Here is an 18,839-nt window from a genome sequence, read left to right on the forward strand (position 1 = left end):
CCTTCTTCAGTGGCGCGATGTAACCTGCCTTGGCCTGTCCGTCAGGCGTTTTTGCCGAACAGCATCGGCAGCTGGCGTGGGCCGCGCACTGTGCCCTCCGACCAGGTGACCTTGCCGGCCGGGTCGAGGCGGAAGTTCGGGATGCGCTTCAGCCACTCCTCGATCGCCACCGTCATCTCCATCCGCGCCAGATTGGAACCGACGCAACGGTGGATGCCGAGGCCGAAGGCGGCATGGCGGTTCTCCTTGCGGTCGATGACCACCTTATCTGCATCCGAAAAAACTGCGGGATCGCGGTTGGCCGCCGGGAACGACAGCAGCACCATGTTGCCGGGCTTCACCGGGCAGCCGCTGATCGTGGCCTCCTTCATTACCTCGCGCGCCATCGTCACCGGCGAATAGGCACGCAGGAATTCCTCGATCGCGGTCGGGATCAGTTTGGGCTCGGCGACAAGGCGCTCGCGGTCGGCTGGCGTCTTGGCGAGGTGCCAGAGCGAGGAACCGATTGCGCTCCAGGTGGTATCGATGCCGGCGATCAGCAGCAGGCGCAGCGAGCCGAGCACATGCTCGTCGGGCAGCGGCTGGCCGTCCGGCCCCTTTGCCTGCATCAGCGTCGAGATCAGGTCATCGCTCGGCCGCTGCCTGCGCTGCGCCAGATGGCCGGCGAAGTAGCCGGTCATGTCCTGCACGGCGCGCATCAATATGCTGTCGTCCTTGATGCCGAGTTCGAGGATCTCATGGATCCACTTGATGAAGAGATCGCCGTCGTTCTCGGGAATGCCGAGCATGTGGGCGATGGCGCGCACCGGAATATGCTTGGTGTAGTGAGCCGCGGCGTCGCAACGGCCGTCGGCGATGAAGCCGTCGATCAGCTCGTTGCAGATGGCGCGAACCCGCGGCTCGAGTTTCTTCATCGCGTCCGGCGTGAACGGCGGCAGCAGCAACTGCTTGGCCGGCTTGTGTTCGGGCGGATCGGAGGTGATCGGCGGCGCCCTTGCGGTGATGTCGGGGCGGACGTCGCGCACGATGACGCGGCGCGATGAGAAATGCTCGGTGTCGTAGGCGATCTCCTTTACCGCCTGATAGGTCGTCGGCATGTAGCAGCCGAGGAAGCGCTCGGTATGCACGACGGGCGATGCCGCCCGCAACTGTTCCCAGATCGGGAACGGGTTCTCCGTCCAGGTCGGATCGGTATGGTCGAAATCGTGGACCCAGTCGGTGACCGGCGGATGTTCGGGCATGAAGCTCGCGGACTCGGAATCGGACATCAGGTGCTTTCCTCCTGCTCGTTCGCTCAAACGCGAGTTATCTCAACTGACGATGCTGCGCGGCTATTCCTCGGTGACTTCAATCGCGATCTCCGGGCAATTGGTCTGGGCGAGCCACGCCTTGTCCTCGAGCCCGGCCGGCACAGATCCATCGCCTACTTCATGGGCGTTACCGTATTCGTCGAGTTCGAAAAGTTCAGGGGCGAGTGATTTGCAGCGGGCGTGACCCTGACACTTGTCCTGGTCGACACGGATTTTCAGCTTGGACATGCAAGCGCTCTCCCTTTGCTCACGCGCGCTCTTGGTGCGCTGGGATTCCTCATGCCGTCATCTTGCAAGCTTATCTTGCTTGCTGATCTTGCTTGAACGAACGGCTTTTTAACCGGCTCGCCAAGTTATATCATATTACATTATCCTTGGGCTTGCGCGTCAAGCTCTAATTCAGGGATCATGACCGCGATGGGACAGATCGTTAGCAAGCCTTTCAAGGCCTACCACCATGGTGACCTGCGCGAGGCCCTGATCCAGGCCGCTTTGCGGGAGGTCGAACTCGGCGGCCCCGAGGCGATCAGCATCAAGGCGCTGGCCAAGAAGCTCGGCGTCTCTCAGCCGGCGCCGTATCGGCATTTTGCCGATCGTGAAGCGCTGTTGGAGGCGGTGACCGCAGAAGCCTTTCGCCGGTTCAACGCGATCATGCGCGAGGCCGTCGAGAAGCCGTCCAAACAATCGAAGCTGTCGCGTTTTGCGCAGGCGGCGCTTGCCTTCGGGCTGCAGCGCCACGGCATCTACCGGCTGATGTTCGCGTCGCGCACCATGGCTTGCGCGCCAAAGGGCAGCGAGCTGCACACCGCGGCCATGGAAACGCTTGCGTTGTTGATCGATGCGTTCGAGGCGCCGGCCGTCGGCCTGCTGCGCGAGCGGCAGGCGCTGAAGATCTGGGCCGGGCTGCATGGTATCGTGATGCTCGCGGAGCAGGGGCTGCTCACCGGGGAGTCGGCCCAGATCAGCCGCGAGCAACTGGCGGACGAAATCGTCGAGCAGACGAAACTTGCGCTCTCGCTCGCGTTGAAGGCGGCCGAAGAGAAGGCGTGATGCGCTGGCTATTTCGGCGCCCGCGGATCGATCGGCGTAGCGCCGCGCAGGCCCAGAATGTCTTCCAGCACGTTCGCGCCGGCCAGGAGCTGAGCTTCCGCGCGCGGCTTTGCCACCATCTGCAAACCGACCGGCAGGCCTGACGCGGTGAAGCCGCAGGGCAGCGAAAGCGCCGGACAGCAGGCCAGCGTGATTGCGTAGACGATGCCGAGCCATTCAACGTAATTGTCGAATTTCTTGCCGTCGCATTCGGCGACATAGCGGTTTTCGACCGGGAACGGCGGCACGATGGTCGCGGGCGTCAGCAACAGGTCGTAGGTGTCGAAGAACGCAAGCGTCCGCGCGGTCATCGCCACGCGCTGTGCTTCGGCGCGCTCGAGTTGCTCGACGCTGAGCTTCAGCCCTTCCTCGATGTTCCAGATGACTTCGGGCTTGAGCAGGTCGCGCCTGGAGCGCAGCAGCGCCGCCTTGCTGATCGCGAAATCGAAGGCGCGCAGCACGTGGAAGCATTCATGAGCTTCGCGGAGGTCGGGATGCGCCTCCTCGACGATCGCGCCGGCTTCCTCAAGACGCTCCGCGGCCTTGCGCGTCACGGCCCTGACTTCGGGATCGACAGGCGTGATGCCGAGATCGGGCGAATAGGCGACGCGCTTCGGCTTTTGGCCCGACCGCGCCGCCGACAGGAAGGACGCGGGCAGCGCCGGCAGCGACAGCGGATCGGCCGGATGCTCCCCGCTCATCGCATCGAGCAGCAGCGCGAGGTCCTCGACATTGCGCGCCATCGGTCCCTGCACGCCGAGCGTACGGTCGACCCCGAACTTCGGCGTGTGCGCAACGCGGCCGATGCTCGGGCGCAAGCCGACGATCCCGCAGAAGCTTGCCGGATTGCGCAACGAGCCGCCCATGTCGGAGCCATGCGCGAGCCAGGCGGTGCCGGTTGCGAGCGCGACCGCGGCTCCGCCGGAGGAACCGGCGGCCGAGCGTGAAGTGTCCCAGGGATTGCGGGTCGGGCCGAACACCTCGTTGAACGTGTTGGCGCCGGCGCCGAACTCCGGCGTGTTCGACTTTGCGTAAATTACGCCGCCATTGTGCTCGAGGGTCTCGACCAGGATGTCCGACTTCGCCGGGATGCTGTCCTTGAAGATCGGCGAGCCCTGCGTAGTGAGTACACCGGCGACATCGGTGAGGTCCTTGATCGGAACTGGAAGGCCCGCGAGCAGCCCGCGTTCGGCGGCCGGCTTCCGCATCAGCGCTTTCGCGTGCTCTCGGGCGCGGTCGAAGCAGGGGGTAGGCAGCGCGTTGACCTTGCTGTCAACCTCGGCGACGCGGCTTTCCAGTACGTCGAGCAGATCGAGGGGGGTGACTTCGCCGGCTTTCAGCTTCTCGACGACGGCGCATGCCGTTTCGCGTACCAAACCTTGATCAGCCATGCGCGTCTCTCCCATGCATTCCGCTTTCGAGTGCTGTAGAACATTTTTCGCCGGCATGGCAAATCGACGACAACTGGAGACAGGGATGACGACGCAGTTTTCCGCGCTCGACTGGCACGCGATGAGCCAGGAACAGCGCGACCTTGGCCTCAACAACGGCGTCGCGGTGAAAGGGAGTGCCGAGATCGTCGCGGGTTGGGAGCAGCGCTCCGCGGCGCTGCGGCAGAAGCACCCGCAGCATCTCGATCTCAGATACGGTCCGCGCGAACGCAACCGGATCGATTTTCTCACGGCCCGTGGCGGCGCGCCGACGCTGCTGTTCATCCATGGTGGCTACTGGCAGCACCGCGCCAAGGAGGTGTTTACGATATTTGCCGAGGGGCCGATGGCGCATGGCATTAATGTCGCGTTGATCGGCTATACGCTGGCGCCGGATGCGACACTCGACGAGATCGTGGCCGAAATCCATACCGGCATCGGATTTCTGGCGAAGCAGTTGCCCACCCTTGGTGCAACCGCCGACGGGATCGTGGTGTCGGGCTGGTCCGCGGGCGGGCATCTGACGTCGATGGCGCTGTCGCATCCTTTCGTGAAGGCCGGCATGGCGATCAGCGGCATCTACGATCTGGAGCCTATCCGACACTCCTATCTCAACGAGAAGCTTGGCCTTGATGAAGCGATGTCGCGGCGCAATTCGCCCATGATGCAGGGGGGCGGAGCGCTCAAGCCGCTCTCGTTGGTGGTCGGCGGCGCCGAGCTGCCGCTGCTGCGCAAGCAGACGGCGGATTTCGCGGGACATCGCGCCCGATACGGCCAGCCGGTGACCTATGAGGAGATCCCCGGCGCCGATCATTTCTCCGTCATGAACGAAATGCTGGCGCCGCAGGGCAGGATCACGACGCTGGTCCGGCAGTTGCTCGAGCGGACGACGGGCTAGGCCCTGATTGTGAGGAGCGAAGCGACGAAGCCATCCACACTCTTGCTACCGCAGATGGATTGTTTCGCTTCGCCCGTGATGACCTGGGAGAGGCCTGCGGCTAACCCCATCCCGCGGTGATACCGCCATCCACCGTGTAGATCACGCCCGACGTGTAGCCTGCGCGGTCGGAAGCCAGGAAGGCCATGAGGTCGCCGATCTCGCGTGCATGGGCGGGACGGCCGAGCGGCAAGCCTTTCTGAAATTCCCTGTAGCGGTTCTCGTCGCCAAACTGGTGTTTGGCGCGGGTCTTGAGCAGCGTGACGTGGCGGTCGGTGCCGACCGGCCCCGGATTGATGCCGACCACGCGGATGTTGTCGGCGAGACTTTTTCCGCCGAGCGCACGGGTGAACGCCATCAGCGCCGCATTGCCGGCGCTGCCGCAGATGTAATTGGCGTCGAACTTCTCGCCGGCCGCGCCGATATCGTTGACGATAACGCCGCCGCCGCGCGCCTTCATCTGCGCGTAGATCGCGCGCGTCAGGTTGATATAGCCGAACACCTTCAGTTCCCAGGCGTGGCGCCAGGTCGCTTCGTCGATCTTGTCGATCGAGCCGCCGGGGATATCGCCGGCATTGTTGACGAGGATGTCGATGTCGGAGGCCTCCCTTGCGAGCCGCGCCAGATCCTCCGACTTGCGCAGGTCGACCACGCTGGTCGCGGCGTCGATTTGGTGCGCGGAGCGCAAGCGCTCGGCGAGCGCCTTCAGCTGATCGCCGCTGCGCGCGGCCAGCAGGAGGTGGCAGCCTTCTTCGGCGAAGGCCTCGGCGGCGGCCGCGCCAATGCCCTTGGAGGCGCCGGTGATCAGGACGCGCTTGCCGCGCAGATGCAGATCCATGGGAGTGCTCGCTGGTTTGGTTGAGACAGAGGGACGTCGGCAAATTCGTAGGGGTAGGGCCCCGCTGCGGTCAACACTGCACTGCAGCGTTGCGCTTGCGCGAAGATTGGTCCATTGCAGGGGCAATCAGCATCGGCCGCCTTCAGGCTGGATAAATCAAGGATGTTCTCGATGAGCAGCGCAAAGAAGCAGTATCGAATTGCGGTCATTCCCGGCGACGGCATCGGCAAGGAAGTGATGCCGGAGGGATTGCGCGTCGTCGAGGCGGCGGCGAAGAAGCACGGAGTTTCCGTGCATTTCGACCATTTCGACTTCGCTTCCTACGACTACTACGAGAAGCACGGCGAGATGATGCCGGCCGATTGGAAGGACAGGATCGGCAAGCATGACGCAATCTATTTCGGCGCGGTCGGCTGGCCGGCCAAGATCCCCGATCACGTTTCGCTGTGGGGGTCGTTGATCAAATTTCGCCGCGAGTTCGACCAATACGTCAACCTGCGCCCGGTGCGGCTGATGCCCGGCGTGCCGTCGCCGCTTGCCAATCGCAAGCCCGGCGACATCGACTTCTGGGTGGTGCGCGAGAACACTGAAGGCGAATATTCCTCGGTCGGGGGCCGCATGTTTCCGGACACCGACCGCGAATTTGTGACCCAGCAGACTGTGATGACGCGCACCGGCGTCGACCGCATCCTGAAGTTCGCATTCGAACTCGCGAAGTCGCGGCCGAAGAAGCATTTGACCTCGGCGACCAAGTCGAACGGCATCTCCATCACCATGCCCTATTGGGACGAGCGCGTGGAGGCGATGGGGAGGAAGTATCCGACGGTGAAGTGGGACAAGTACCACATCGACATCCTGACCGCGAATTTCGTGCTGCATCCGGACTGGTTCGATGTCGTGGTCGGCTCCAACCTGTTCGGGGACATTCTCTCCGACCTCGGACCCGCCTGCACCGGCACGATCGGCATTGCGCCGGCGGGCAACATCAATCCTGAAGGCGATTTCCCCTCGGTGTTCGAGCCCGTGCACGGCTCGGCGCCCGACATCGCCGGCCAAGGCATTGCCAACCCGATCGGAATGATCTGGTCGGGCGCGATGATGCTGGAACATCTCGGCGAGAAGCAGGCCGCGGATGCGATCGTCGCCGCGATCGAGCGCACGCTCGGCGAACGGACGCTGCGCACACGCGATCTCGGCGGCAATGCCGACACCACGGCCTGCGGCAAGGCCGTCGCGGAGATGGTCGATTGAGGGAGCATGCGAAGCAAGCGTAAGGTGGGTTAGCCGAAGGCGTAACCCACCATTTCTGTGGCTACAAAGGCGGTGGGTTACGGCGTCGCCTGAACCCACCCTACGGAACCTTCGATCTCACTCCTTTACGATCCGCCGGCAATGCTCCCACGCCGCGTGGATCAGATTTTCGCTCGCTTCGGGCGTGCGGAACGCCGAATGCGCCGACAGCGTCACGTTGGGGACCCTGGTCAGTGGATGATCCTTCGGCAGCGGCTCGACGTTGAAGACGTCGAGACCGGCGTGGCGGATCTGGCCTGATGTCAACGCGTCGATCATGGCTGCTTCGTCCACGATCGCGGCGCGTGCGGTGTTGACCAGGATCACGCCCTTTTTCATCTTCGCGATCATCTCGCGGGTGATGAGGCCGCGGGTCTCGTCGTTCAGCAAGAGATGGATCGAGACCACGTCGCTCGCAGCCAGCACCTTGTCGAGGTCGGTGAATTCGACGCCGGGATGGCTCTTGGGCGAGCGATTCCACGCAATCACCTTCATGCCGCTGCCGAGCGCGATGCGCGCGACCTCGGCGGCGATGCCGCCGAAACCGATGAGCCCGAGCGTCTTGCCGGTGAGCTGCATGCCGTCCTCGCGCAGCCAGTTGCCGGCACGCATCTCACGGTCCATCTGCGCGATCACGCGCGCGGACGACCACATCAGCGCGATCGCGGCTTCCGCGACCGCGGTGTCGCCGTAACCCTTGATCAGGTGCACGGAGATGCCGAGCCCGGCGAGTTCCTCGGGGTTCATGTAGCTGCGTGCACCGGTGCCCAGGAACACCACGTGCTTTAGACCCGTGCACTTCTTAGCGACGTCGGTCGGCAGTGCCGTGTGGTCGACGACTGCGATCTCGGCGCCGTCGAGGATCGCGGGGTACTGCTCGGGCTTGATGTCGGGATCGCGGTTGATCCGCATCTTGGGGTCGCCGGGTTTCTCCAGCCGCTCCATGATCACCGCGAGCGTCTCATTGGCGTCGACAAAAACTCCGCGCACGAAAGCCTCCACCTTGGGTTGACTAGAGCATGATCCGGAAAAGTGCGTAGCGGTTTTTAAGGATCATGCTCAAACAAAGAGATGAGATCAGGTTGCGACGCCGGCGAGCGCCAGCACCGTGTGCAGCAACACGTTGGCGCCCGCGGCGCAATCGCCCTGCGTCGCGTCTTCCAGCTCGTTATGGCTGATACCGTCCTTGCAGGGCACGAACACCATCGCCGCCGGCATCACGGTGTTGAGATTGCAGGCGTCGTGGCCGGCGCCCGACGTGATGCGGCGATGCGAATAGCCGAGTTGCTTGGCGGCGTTCTCGACCGCGTCGACCAGCTTCGGGTCGAAATGCGTCGGCGCCTTGCGCCAGACCAGGTCGAGCTGAACCTGGACCTTGCGCCGCGCCGCGATCTCGGCGATGGCTGCACGCAGGTCCTTGTCCAGCGAATCCATGATCGTAGCGTCGGCGCTGCGGCAATCCACGGTGAAGGCGATTTCGCCCGGAATGACATTGCGCGAGGGTTTCGCGATCACGGCCTCGCCGATGGTGCCGACCGCCTTCGGGCCGTGCTTGCCGGCGATACTTTCCATTGCGAGCACGATCTCCGACAGCGTCGCCAGCGCGTCGCGCCGCAGCGGCATAGGCGTGGAGCCGGCATGACTCTCGAAGCCGATGATCTTGCCATCGTACCACAAGACGCCCTGGCCCGAATCGACCACGCCGATGGTCTTGTTCTCGGCCTCCAGGATCGGCCCCTGCTCGATATGCAGCTCGACGAAGCTGGAGAATTTCTGACGGCCCACCGGGCTGTCGCCGCGATAACCGATGCTGTCGAGCGCCTGCGCCACCGTGACCCCGTCGGCGTCCTTGCGCGACAGGATGTCGTCGGTGGTGAAGTCACCGACGTAAGCGGCGGACGCCATCATCGCCGGGGCGAAGCGCGAGCCTTCCTCGTTGGTCCAGTTGCAGATGCAGATCGGAAGCTCGGTCTCGATGCCGGCGCCGTCGAGCGTGCGTACCACCTCGAGCGCGGCAAGCGTGCCGAGCACGCCGTCGTACTTGCCGCCGGTCGGCTGGGTATCGAGATGCGAGCCGAGCCCGACGGGCGGCTTCGACATATCGCGGCCCTTGCGCAGACCGAACATCGAGCCGAGCGCATCGACATGGACCTCGAGGCCGGCCTCTTCGCATGCCTTGCGGAACCAGTCGCGTACCTGCTTGTCCTCCGCGCTCAAGGTAAGCCGCCGCACGCCGCCCTTCGGCGTCGCGCCGAACTGCGCGGTTTCATGGATCGTGCCCCAGAGGCGGGCGGAATCGACTTGCAGGTTTGATGCGGCTCGGCTCATGCGGCTGTTTCCCTCACGCGACCTTTTTTTCATGGCGTGCCGCCGCCGCGGCGTCAACCGTCGCGCCGGCTTGTGCGATCTCTACGGCGAGGTTTGCGCCGCGTTCGATCGCGACGGCAGCATTGCGGAGAGTTCTCCGATCGATAGACTGGCTTTGTCGATTTCAATTAGGAAGGACGATTGGACATTATGGTATCCTTGGTGTTGGGTTGCGTTGTCGAGATTTTCGGCAGGAGGTTCCTATGACCGTTCTTGCGGCAGTGCAGCGTACTTCCGACGCGTCGATGCTTCCGAGCCTGGAGGCCCGTCTCGCCTGCCGCCACGGCAGGGACTCCAGCACGGCCGGCGTGGCCAACGGATTCGTGCAGGGCAACCTTGCGATCCTGCCGGAGAAGCTTGCCGGTGCCTTCCACCGGTTCTGCCAACTCAATCCGAAGCCGTGCCCGATCATCGGCATGTCCGATGTCGGCGATCCCCGCATCCCCGCACTCGGTCTCGATCTCGATATCCGCACCGACGTGCCGCGCTATCGCGTCTGGCGCGACGGCGAGATCGCGGACGAGCCGATCGACATCATGAAGTATTGGCGCGACGATCTCGTTGCCTTCGTGCTGGGCTGCTCCTTCTCGTTCGAGGAGGCGCTGATGGAGGAGGGGCTGCCGATCCGCCATATCGAGCACAAAGTGCGGGTGCCGATGTACCGCACCAGCATCGTCTGCCAGGCGTCCGGACCGTTCGAGGGACCGATGGTGGTTTCGATGCGCCCGTTCAAGCCGGCGGATGCAATCCGCGCGGTGCAGATCACCTCGCGCTTTCCTTCGGTGCACGGCGCGCCGGTGCATCTCGGCCATCCGCATTCGATCGGTATCAGGGATGTTGCAAAGCCCGATTACGGTGATCCGGTGCCGGTCGCCGACGACGAGATCCCCGTGTTCTGGGCGTGCGGGGTGACGCCGCAGGCGGTGATCGCAAATGCGCGGCTGCCGTTCGCGATCACCCATTCGCCGGGCTTGATGCTCGTCACCGATCTCAGGAACAGGCACCTTGCGGTGCTTTGAACCGGAAAGGCGCACAGCTCAGTGCCCGTGCCCTGACTCCGGCAAGGTCAGCCCGAATGTTTCGGTCAAATCCTTGACCTGATCCGGTGACAGGTAGCGCGGGTTCAGCCCGCGCAGCAGCAGATAGAGCCTTGCGGTTTCTTCCAGCTCTTCGGTCGCGAACACGGCTGCCTCCAGCGTATCGCCCGAGACCACCGGGCCGTGATTGGCAAGCAATACGGACGAATATTTCCCGGCGAGCCCCTTGATGGCGTCGGCAACCGCGGGATCGCCAGGGCGGTAATAGGGCACGAGCGCAGTCCGGCCGCATTTCATCACGTAATAGGCCGTCATCGGCGGCAGCGCGGCGCGCGGGTCGATCTCGGGCAGCATCGACAGCGCCACCGAATGGGTCGAGTGCAGATGCACCACCGCGCGGGCGCTGCCGCGGGTCTGGTAGAGCGCAGTGTGCAGCGGCACTTCCTTGGTCGGCGCGTCGCCGGAAAGCAGCCGGCCTTCCGTGTCGAGCCGCGACATCTTGCCGGGATCGAGGAAGCCGAGGGAGGCGTTGGTCGGCGTCACCAGCCAGCCGCCGTCGTCGAGCCTGACGCTGATATTACCCGAGGAACCCGGCGTCAGCCCGCGTTCGAACAGCGAGCGGCCGAAGCGGCAGATGTCCTCACGAAGCTTTGTTTCGCTCATCGCGTGATCCGCAAGCATCCCATTTGCGCCTTGTCTCATGCTTTGGCAGCGCGGCCAAGCCGTGATAGGCAAGCGCTAAAGCCAGGAACATGATCCGGGCCCGGAAGGCCGCGCCGGCGCAAAGCGGGGCCGGCTTTCCCCCGCGACGAACGCGTAGCGTTTGCGTGGAGATCATGCTCAATCGAGAGGAACTTTCGAGGGATCGCCGCATGTCCAATTCCGCAAAACCGCGCATCGCCGTCATCGGGCTCGGCTCGATGGGTTTCGGGATGGCGACCTCGCTCAGGCGAGCAGCCTTCGAGGTGACGGGCTGTGACGTGTCGGCCGATGCGGTCGGGCGGTTTGTCACCGAAGGCGGTAAGGGCGCCATGTCGCCGGCTGAAGCCGCCAGGGAGGCGGATATCGTCGTCAGCGTCGTGGTCAACGCGGCGCAGACCGAAACCATCCTGTTCGGCGCCGATGGTGTTGCCGAGACGATGCCAAAGGGTGCGGTGTTCGTCTCCTCCGCGACCATGGACCCCGACATCGCGCGGCGTCTGGCAAAGCAGCTCGAAGCGACGGGACGGCACTATCTCGACGCCCCGATCTCCGGCGGCGCGCAGCGCGCAGCACAGGGCGAACTCACGATCCTCGCTTCGGGAAGCGCAGCGGCATTTGCAAAAGCACGGCCGGCACTGGATGCGATGGCGGCAAAGCTTTACGAGCTCGGCGATGCCGCAGGCCAGGGCGCCGCGTTCAAGATGATCAACCAATTGCTCGCCGGCGTGCACATCGCCGCAGCCTCGGAGGCAATCGCCTTCGCCGCCAGGCAGGGCCTCGACATCCGCAAGGTCTACGAGGTGATCACCGCATCTGCCGGCAATTCCTGGATGTTCGAGAACCGCATCCCGCATGTGCTCGACGGCGACTACACGCCGCGCAGCGCGGTCGAGATCTTTGTCAAGGATCTTGGCATCATCCAGGACATGGCGCGCAATGCGCGCTTCCCGGTACCGGTCTCGGCCGCTGCGCTGCAGATGTTTCTGATGACGTCGGCCGCCGGCATGGGCCGCGACGACGACGCTTCGGTGGCACGAACATATGCGCAGGTCACCGGCGTGAAGCTGCCCGGTCAGAAGTAAGAGGATATCAGCATGCCCCGCTTTGCCGCCAATCTCTCCATGATGTTCACCGAGGTCCCGTTTCTCGACCGCTTCGAGGCGGCGGCGAAGGCGGGCTTCACCGCGGTCGAGTACCTGTTTCCCTATGATCATCCGGCCGAGGAGGTCGGCAAACGCCTGCACGGCAACGGACTGACGCAGGCGCTGTTCAATCTGCCGCCGGGCGACTGGAATGCCGGCGAGAAGGGCCTTGCGGCACTGCCGGATCGCTTCGCTGACCTGCAGCAGAGCCTGAAGACAGCGTTGCCCTACGCACAGGCGACCGGTGTGAAGCGGCTGCATTTGATGGCGGGGATGGCCGATCGCCGCGACGCCAAGGCCGTGACGGCGTATCGCAAGTCCGTCGCCTGGGCCGCGGAATTCCTTGCGCCGCACGGCCTCGACCTCGTGATCGAGCCGATCAATTCTCGCAACATACCCGGCTATTTCCTCAACGACTTCGGCTTCGCGCGCGATCTGATCGGCGAGCTCGGGCTGGCGAACCTGAAGCTGCAGTTCGACATCTATCACTGCCAAATCATCCATGGCGACGTTACCATGCGACTGCGCGAGATGATGCCGATCGTCGGACACGTCCAGATCGCCTCGATCCCCTCGCGCAACGAGCCCGACGGGGAGGAACTGAACTATCCGTTCCTGTTCGCCGAACTCGACCGGCTCGGCTATGGCGGCTTCGTCGGCTGCGAATACAATCCGCGCGGCAAGACCACCGACGGTCTTGCCTGGTTCAAGCCCTACGCGGGAGCCAAAGCGTGACGCTCGCGCTGGGCTGCATCGCCGACGACTACACAGGCGCCTCCGATCTCGCCAACACGCTGACGCGCGCCGGTCTGCGCACCGTGCAGACGATCGGCGTGCCCTCCGACGATCTCGCGCTGCCCGAGGTCGATGCCGTGGTGGTGTCGCTGAAGAGCCGCTCGATCGAGGCCGGCCTCGCCGTGAGCCGCTCCCGCGCGGCCGAGAAATGGTTGCGCGGCCGCGGCGCCGCTCACATCCTGTTCAAGATCTGCTCGACCTTCGATTCCACCGACGCCGGCAATATCGGGCCGGTGATGGACGCGTTGCGCGCCGATTCCGGCGATCCGATCGTGCTGGTGACGCCGGCTTTCCCGGAGACCGGTCGCACCGTCTATCAGGGCAACCTGTTCGTAGGTAGCGTGCCGCTCAATGAAAGCCCGTTGAAGGATCATCCGCTCAACCCGATGCATGATTCCAACCTGGTGCGGGTGCTGGCGCGGCAGAGCAAGACCAAGGTCGGGCTGGTCGATCTGGCGACGCTGACGCGTGGTGCTGAGGCCGTCCGCGCGCAACTCGCCGGTCTCGCCGGCAAGGGCATCGGCGCCGCGATCGCGGACGCCGTGTTCGATCGTGACCTCGAAACCATTGGAAAAATAGCGCTGGATCACCGTGTTTCGGTCGGCGCCTCCGGCATCGGGCTTGGACTGGCGCGGGCGCTGGTGGCGTCGGGCACGGTCAGGCCGGACGCGCTGAATGCCGTGCCGGACGCCGCCGTCGGAGGACCCGCGGCCTGCCTCGCCGGCAGTTGCTCACAGGCGACATTGCAGCAGATCGCCAGCGCCGAGAAGGCGATGGCGGTGTTGCATCTCGACGTCGAGCGGGTGGTCGCGGGCAGGGACGAGGCGCAGCGCGCACTCGCCTGGGCGAAGCACCGAATCGGTGACGGGCCGATCCTTATTGCGAGCAGCGCCACGCCAAGCGAGGTCGCAGCTCTGCAATCTCGTCATGGCCGCGATGCAGTCGGACATGCCATCGAGCAGGCAATGGCCGATATCGCCGAAGGTCTGGTGCAATCGGGCGTGCGCAGATTGGTGGTCGCCGGCGGTGAAACTTCAGGCGCGGTGGTCGATCGCCTGCGCATTCCGGGATTCTTCGTTGGCGCCGAAATTGCCGCGGGCGTGCCGGTCCTGCGGTCCGTCGGCGTCAAAAATGGCGAGATGCTGCTTGCCCTGAAGTCAGGCAATTTCGGTGGGCCGGAATTCTTCTCCGACGCACTCGGATTGATGGATTGATCGCGCCTCGCGCGTCATGTCCGGCCATGCCAAGGAAGTGAGAGCTGCCCCGACTGCGTGGGGTTGGCGTTCTTGCCCTGCTTCGGGTAAATCGGCTTGAGCGGAACGCCCCTTTTGGGAACGCCGATTCCTTGCCTGGGCAGGCTTTTTCGGGATTGTTGCTTCTATGATCGCACTGGTCCGTATCGCGCTGAGCCGGCCATATACTTTCGTCGTGCTCGCGCTGCTGCTGCTGATCATCGGGCCTTTGGCGGCGCTGCGCACGCCGACCGACATCTTTCCGGATATCCGCATCCCCGTGATCGGCGTGGTCTGGCAATACACGGGCCTGCCGCCGGACCAGATGGCCGGGCGTATCACGACACCGTTTCAGCGGGCACTGACCACGACGGTCAACGACATCGAGCACATCGCCGCCAACTCCTATAACGGCTTCGGCATCATCAAGATCTTCTTCCAGCCGAATGTCGATATCCGCACTGCGAACGCCCAGGTCACCGCGATCTCACAGACGCTGCTCAAGCAAATGCCGCCCGGCGCGACGCCGCCGCTGATCCTCAATTACAGCGCCTCCACCGTGCCGATCATTCAGGTCGCGCTTTCGGGCGAGGGTCTGACCGAGCAGAATCTCGCCGATATCGGCATCAACCAGCTCCGCACGCCGCTGGTCACGGTGCCCGGCGCGGCGATTCCATATCCGTTCGGCGGCAAGCAGCGCCAGGTGCAGATCGATCTCGATCCGACGGCGCTGCAGGCCCGTGGACTCTCCGGCCAGGACGTCGCCAATGCGCTCGCCGCCCAGAACCTGATTACCCCGGTCGGCACGCAGAAGATCGGTACATTCGAGTACAACATCCAGCTCAACAACTCGCCGCTCAAGATGCAGGAGCTCGGCGATCTGCCGATCAAGACCGTTAACGGAGCGATGGTGTATGTGCGCGACGTTGCCAGCGTTCGCGATGGCAATCCGCCGCAAACCAACATCGTGCATGTCGACGGCAACCGCTCGGTGCTGATGATGGTGCTGAAGGCCGGCGCGATCTCGACGCTCGACATCATCGCCGGCATCAAGCAGAAGGTCATCGACGTCAAGGACCAGTTGCCGGATGCGCTGAAGATCGGTTTCATCGGCGACCAGTCGCTGTTCGTGCGTGGCGCGATCACGGGCGTCGCCTTCGAGGGCGTCATCGCCGCGCTGCTCACCAGCGTGATGATCCTGCTGTTTCTCGGGAGCTGGCGCTCGACCGTCATCATCGCCGTCTCGATCCCGCTGTCGGTGCTCGGCGCCATCATCATGCTGTCGGCGATCGGCGAGACGTTGAACATCATGACGCTCGGCGGCCTGGCGCTCGCGGTCGGCATCCTGGTCGACGACGCGACGGTGACGATCGAGAACATCAACTATCATCTGGAGCAGGGCAAGCCGGTCGAGCAGGCAATCCTCGACGGCGCCAATCAGATCGTGACGCCCGCCTTCGTCTCGCTGCTCTGCATCTGCATCGTGTTCGTGCCGATGTTCTTCCTGTCCGGGGTCGCGCGCTTCCTGTTCGTGCCGATGGCGGAAGCGGTAATGTTCGCGATGATCTGGTCGTTCATCCTGTCGCGCACGCTGGTGCCGACCATGGCGAACTATCTGCTGCAACCGCACGTGCATCACGAAGGCGGGCCGCCGAAGTCGCGCAATCCCCTGGTCTGGTTCCAACGCGGCTTCGAAGCGCGGTTCGAGCGGATCCGTGGCGGCTATCGCAACCTGCTGGCGCTGGCGCTCGGCCATCGCGCGGTGTTCGTGACCTGCTTCCTGGCGATCGTGGCCGCTTCATTCCTGCTGGTGCCGTATCTCGGGCGAAACTTCTTTCCCGCCGTCGACGCCGGCAACATCCTGATGCACGTCCGCACCCAGGTCGGCACCCGCGTCGAGGAGACAGCGAACCAACTCGCCGACGTGCAGAAGGCGATCCGCAAGCTGATCCCCGGCGAAATCGAGACGCTGACCGACAACATCGGCATGCCGATCTCCGGCATCAACATGACCTACAACAACACCGGCGTGATCGGCCCGCAGGACGGCGACATCCAGATCAAGCTGAGGGAGGGCCACAAGCCGACGGAGGAGCATGTGCGTACCCTGCGCGAGCAGTTGCCGCGGCTGTTCCCCGGCGTCAGCTTCGCGTTCCTTCCCGCCGACATCGTCAGTCAGATCCTGAATTTCGGCGCTCCGGCGCCGATCGACCTGCAGATCCGCGGCGCCAATCTCGAGGCCAACTTCGCCTATGCCAACAGGCTGGTCGGCAAGATCCGCCGAATTCCCGGCATCGCCGACGCGCGGATTCAACAGTCGCCGAACAACCCGACCTTCAACATCGATGTCGACCGCACCCGCGCGCAATATGTCGGCCTGACCGAGCGTGATGTCACCAACAGCCTCGTGGTCAATCTCGCCGGCTCTTCGCAGGTCGCGCCGACCTACTACCTCAATCCGGACAATGGCGTTTCCTATTCGATCGTGATGCAGACGCCGCAATACCAGATCGACTCGCTGAGCGCGCTGCAGGCGCTGCCGGTCACCGCGACGAGCAACACGCAGTCGCCGATCCTCGGCGGCATCGCAGACATCAAGCGCACGATCTCGAGCGCGGTGGTATCGCAATACGACATCCAGTCGCTCGTTCAGATCTATGCGACGACGCAGGACCGCGATCTCGGCTCGATAGCCGCCGACGTGCGGGCGCTGATAGCGGACACGGCCAAGGAAGTGCCGAAAGGGTCATCCGTCGTGCTGCTCGGCCAGGTCCAGACCATGAACAGCGCCTTCAGCGGACTGCTGTTCGGCCTACTGGGCGCCGTCGTGCTGATCTACCTCCTGATCGTGGTGAACTTCCAGTCCTGGTCGGATCCCTTCGTGATCATCACGGCGCTGCCCGCAGCGCTTGCCGGCATCGTCTGGATGCTGTTCACGACGCAGACGACGCTGTCGGTGCCGGCGCTCACCGGCGCGATCATGTGCATGGGTGTCGCGACCGCCAACAGCGTGCTCGTGATCAGCTTTGCGCGCGAGCGCTATGAGGAACTCGGCGATCCCGTTGCGGCCGCGCTCGAGGCCGGCTTCGTCCGGTTCCGCCCGGTGCTGATGACGGCGCTCGCCATGATCATCGGCATGGCGCCGATGGCGCTGGGCCTGGGCGAGGGCGGTGAACAGAATGCGCCGCTCGGCCGGGCAGTGATCGGCGGCCTGATCTTCGCAACTTTCGCGACGCTGATGTTTGTTCCCGTGGTGTTTAGTATGGTACACAAGAAGCAAGGCGCCAAAGCCGCCGCCTCATCGGAGATTCCGCATGCCGCCCACTGAACAGCGCCCGCCGGCGTCGCGCCGGAAACTGGGCATATTCGGCGTGGTGGCAGTGATTGCCGCGGGCCTCATCGTCGCCACCGGCATTCGTGCTCGCGAAGAGCAGGGCACCCGGTTGAAGGATTGGACCGACGACCAGGCCATCCCGAGCGTCGCGGTGGCCGTGCCGAATGCAAGGGCGCCCAGCGCGACCATCGACCTGCCGGGCCGCCTCGAAGCCTATTATCGCGCGCCGATCTTCGCGCGGGTCTCCGGCTATCTGAAGAGCTGGAGCGTGGACATCGGGACGCGGGTCAAGGCCGGCCAGGTGATCGCCGAGATCGAGGCGCCCGACCTCGACCAGCAATTGTTGCAGGCCCGCGCCGATCTCGCGAGCCAGCAGGCCAGCGCGCAACTGTCGGAGGCGACGCTAAACCGGCGCAAGACGCTGGTGGCGTCGAATTTCGTTTCGGCCCAGGAGATCGACGAGCGCACCGCCGACCTCTCCAACAAGAAGGCGGCGGTGAAATCCGGCCAGGCCAATGTCGAGCGGCTGGAGGCGCTTGCCGGCTACAAGAGGATTACCGTTCCCTTCGACGGCGTGGTGACGGCGCGCGACACCGATGTCGGCGCGCTGATCAATGCCGGCGGCGGCTCAGGCCCCGCGATGTTCGTGATCTCGGACATCACCAAGCTGCGCGTCTACGTCAACGTGCCGCAGAGCTACGTGCCGGCGATCAAGATCGGCGCCAATGCGATCCTCACGCTGCCGGAATATCCGAACCGGACCTTCCAGGCGACGGTGGAGGCCTCGTCGCAGGCGGTCGACGTCTCCTCCGGCACCACGCGGATGCAACTCGGGCTTGACAACTCCAATGGCGAACTGATGCCCGGCGCCTACGCCAGCGTGAAGCTGGACCTGCAGCGCGCTTCCGTGCCCTTGAGCATTCCCGCAAGCGCGCTGATCTTCAACGGCAGCGGCTTGCGGGTTGCGACCGTGAGCCCGGACGACAGGGTGGTGTTCAAGACCGTGACGATCGGGCGCGACCTTGGCAAGGAGATCGAGCTTGCGTCCGGTCTTCTGCCCGACGACCGCGTCATCACCGCGCCGCCGGATGGCCTCGCCGACGGCGACCACGTGCGTGTGGTCGGTGGCGGCGCGAAGGCAAAACCCGCAACCGCCTCTGAAAAGCAGGACGTAAAGGGGTAGGGGCCGTTCGGCGCTTTCTAAACCTCGCCCCGCTTGCGTGAGGAGGTTGGATTGCGAACGCAATCCGGGTGAGCGGTACAGGTCTAACTGCGCTCGCCGTTGGCTGAGAGAGCGCCTTACCCCAACGCTCGAAGAGCGATTTCCGCTCGTCTC

General features: G+C 64.3%; 16 protein-coding genes. 9 read left to right on the forward strand and 7 right to left on the reverse strand.

Features of this window, described 5'->3' with window-relative positions; all coding sequences use genetic code 11:
- Window positions 1-41 precede the first annotated feature (41 nt).
- A complete protein-coding gene (locus tag JQ553_RS15105; RefSeq protein ID WP_409363068.1) occupies window positions 42-1,241 on the reverse strand; it encodes a cytochrome P450 in 1,200 nt (399 codons plus the stop codon).
- 90 nt (window positions 1,242-1,331) lie between these two features.
- A complete protein-coding gene (locus tag JQ553_RS15110; RefSeq protein ID WP_066504325.1) occupies window positions 1,332-1,538 on the reverse strand; it encodes a ferredoxin in 207 nt (68 codons plus the stop codon).
- 189 nt (window positions 1,539-1,727) lie between these two features.
- On the opposite strand from JQ553_RS15110, the gene JQ553_RS15115 reads away from it, so the two are divergent.
- On the forward strand, window positions 1,728-2,360 hold the full coding sequence (locus JQ553_RS15115) for a TetR/AcrR family transcriptional regulator (RefSeq protein ID WP_212500748.1): 633 nt from the start codon (window positions 1,728-1,730) through the stop codon (window positions 2,358-2,360).
- Between the two features lie 8 nt (window positions 2,361-2,368).
- Here JQ553_RS15115 and JQ553_RS15120 read toward each other — a convergent pair whose 3' ends face one another.
- Complete coding sequence (locus JQ553_RS15120; protein ID WP_212500749.1) at window positions 2,369-3,790, reverse strand: amidase; 1,422 nt, start codon at window positions 3,788-3,790, stop codon at window positions 2,369-2,371.
- A gap of 85 nt (window positions 3,791-3,875) precedes the next feature.
- Here JQ553_RS15120 and JQ553_RS15125 point away from each other — a divergent pair, with 85 nt between their 5' ends.
- The gene (locus JQ553_RS15125) at window positions 3,876-4,727 is read left to right on the forward strand and encodes an alpha/beta hydrolase (protein ID WP_212500750.1); all 852 of its coding nucleotides are present in this window, start codon (window positions 3,876-3,878) and stop codon (window positions 4,725-4,727) included.
- A gap of 100 nt (window positions 4,728-4,827) precedes the next feature.
- Here JQ553_RS15125 and JQ553_RS15130 read toward each other — a convergent pair whose 3' ends face one another.
- The gene (locus tag JQ553_RS15130) at window positions 4,828-5,604 is read right to left on the reverse strand and encodes an SDR family oxidoreductase (RefSeq protein ID WP_212500751.1); all 777 of its coding nucleotides are present in this window, start codon (window positions 5,602-5,604) and stop codon (window positions 4,828-4,830) included.
- 171 nt (window positions 5,605-5,775) lie between these two features.
- On the opposite strand from JQ553_RS15130, the gene JQ553_RS15135 reads away from it, so the two are divergent.
- On the forward strand, window positions 5,776-6,855 hold the full coding sequence (locus tag JQ553_RS15135) for a tartrate dehydrogenase (RefSeq protein ID WP_212500752.1): 1,080 nt from the start codon (window positions 5,776-5,778) through the stop codon (window positions 6,853-6,855).
- Window positions 6,856-6,972: 117 nt separating this feature from the next.
- Here the strand turns inward: JQ553_RS15135 and JQ553_RS15140 are convergent, their stop codons facing one another.
- Both JQ553_RS15140 and JQ553_RS15145 read right to left on the reverse strand, forming a co-directional pair.
- Window positions 6,973-7,884 (reverse strand): NAD(P)-dependent oxidoreductase, encoded by a 912-nt coding sequence (locus JQ553_RS15140; protein WP_212500753.1) that lies wholly within the window; start codon window positions 7,882-7,884, stop codon window positions 6,973-6,975.
- Window positions 7,885-7,971: 87 nt separating this feature from the next.
- On the reverse strand, window positions 7,972-9,222 hold the full coding sequence (locus JQ553_RS15145; RefSeq protein ID WP_212500754.1) for a Zn-dependent hydrolase: 1,251 nt from the start codon (window positions 9,220-9,222) through the stop codon (window positions 7,972-7,974).
- A 242-nt stretch (window positions 9,223-9,464) separates the two neighbouring features.
- Here JQ553_RS15145 and JQ553_RS15150 point away from each other — a divergent pair, with 242 nt between their 5' ends.
- Window positions 9,465-10,280, forward strand: coding sequence for a putative hydro-lyase (locus JQ553_RS15150; RefSeq protein WP_212500755.1), 816 nt, complete (start codon window positions 9,465-9,467; stop codon window positions 10,278-10,280).
- An 18-nt stretch (window positions 10,281-10,298) separates the two neighbouring features.
- Here the strand turns inward: JQ553_RS15150 and JQ553_RS15155 are convergent, their stop codons facing one another.
- Window positions 10,299-10,961 (reverse strand): aldolase, encoded by a 663-nt coding sequence (locus JQ553_RS15155; RefSeq protein WP_212500756.1) that lies wholly within the window; start codon window positions 10,959-10,961, stop codon window positions 10,299-10,301.
- 209 nt (window positions 10,962-11,170) lie between these two features.
- On the opposite strand from JQ553_RS15155, the gene ltnD reads away from it, so the two are divergent.
- The 5 genes from ltnD (at window position 11,171) to JQ553_RS15180 (ending at window position 18,686) form a co-directional block, all read left to right on the forward strand.
- Window positions 11,171-12,082, forward strand: coding sequence for an L-threonate dehydrogenase (ltnD, locus tag JQ553_RS15160; protein ID WP_212500757.1), 912 nt, complete (start codon window positions 11,171-11,173; stop codon window positions 12,080-12,082).
- A 12-nt stretch (window positions 12,083-12,094) separates the two neighbouring features.
- Window positions 12,095-12,877, forward strand: a complete 783-nt coding sequence (gene otnI / locus JQ553_RS15165; RefSeq protein WP_212500758.1) for a 2-oxo-tetronate isomerase — start codon at window positions 12,095-12,097, stop codon at window positions 12,875-12,877.
- Window positions 12,874-14,151 carry a 3-oxo-tetronate kinase gene (gene otnK / locus JQ553_RS15170; protein ID WP_212500759.1) on the forward strand — a complete coding sequence of 426 codons (1,278 nt, stop codon included), beginning with the start codon at window positions 12,874-12,876 and terminating at the stop codon, window positions 14,149-14,151. The genes otnI and otnK overlap by 4 nt, the downstream gene beginning before the upstream one ends.
- A 166-nt stretch (window positions 14,152-14,317) precedes the next feature.
- The gene (locus tag JQ553_RS15175; RefSeq protein ID WP_212500760.1) at window positions 14,318-17,497 is read left to right on the forward strand and encodes an efflux RND transporter permease subunit; all 3,180 of its coding nucleotides are present in this window, start codon (window positions 14,318-14,320) and stop codon (window positions 17,495-17,497) included.
- The gene (locus JQ553_RS15180; RefSeq protein ID WP_212500761.1) at window positions 17,484-18,686 is read left to right on the forward strand and encodes an efflux RND transporter periplasmic adaptor subunit; all 1,203 of its coding nucleotides are present in this window, start codon (window positions 17,484-17,486) and stop codon (window positions 18,684-18,686) included. Before JQ553_RS15175 ends, JQ553_RS15180 begins: the two co-directional genes overlap by 14 nt.
- Window positions 18,687-18,839: the final 153 nt, after the last annotated feature.

It is taken from the genome of Bradyrhizobium lablabi (genome assembly GCF_018131005.1).
GTDB lineage: Bacteria > Pseudomonadota > Alphaproteobacteria > Rhizobiales > Xanthobacteraceae > Bradyrhizobium > Bradyrhizobium lablabi_D.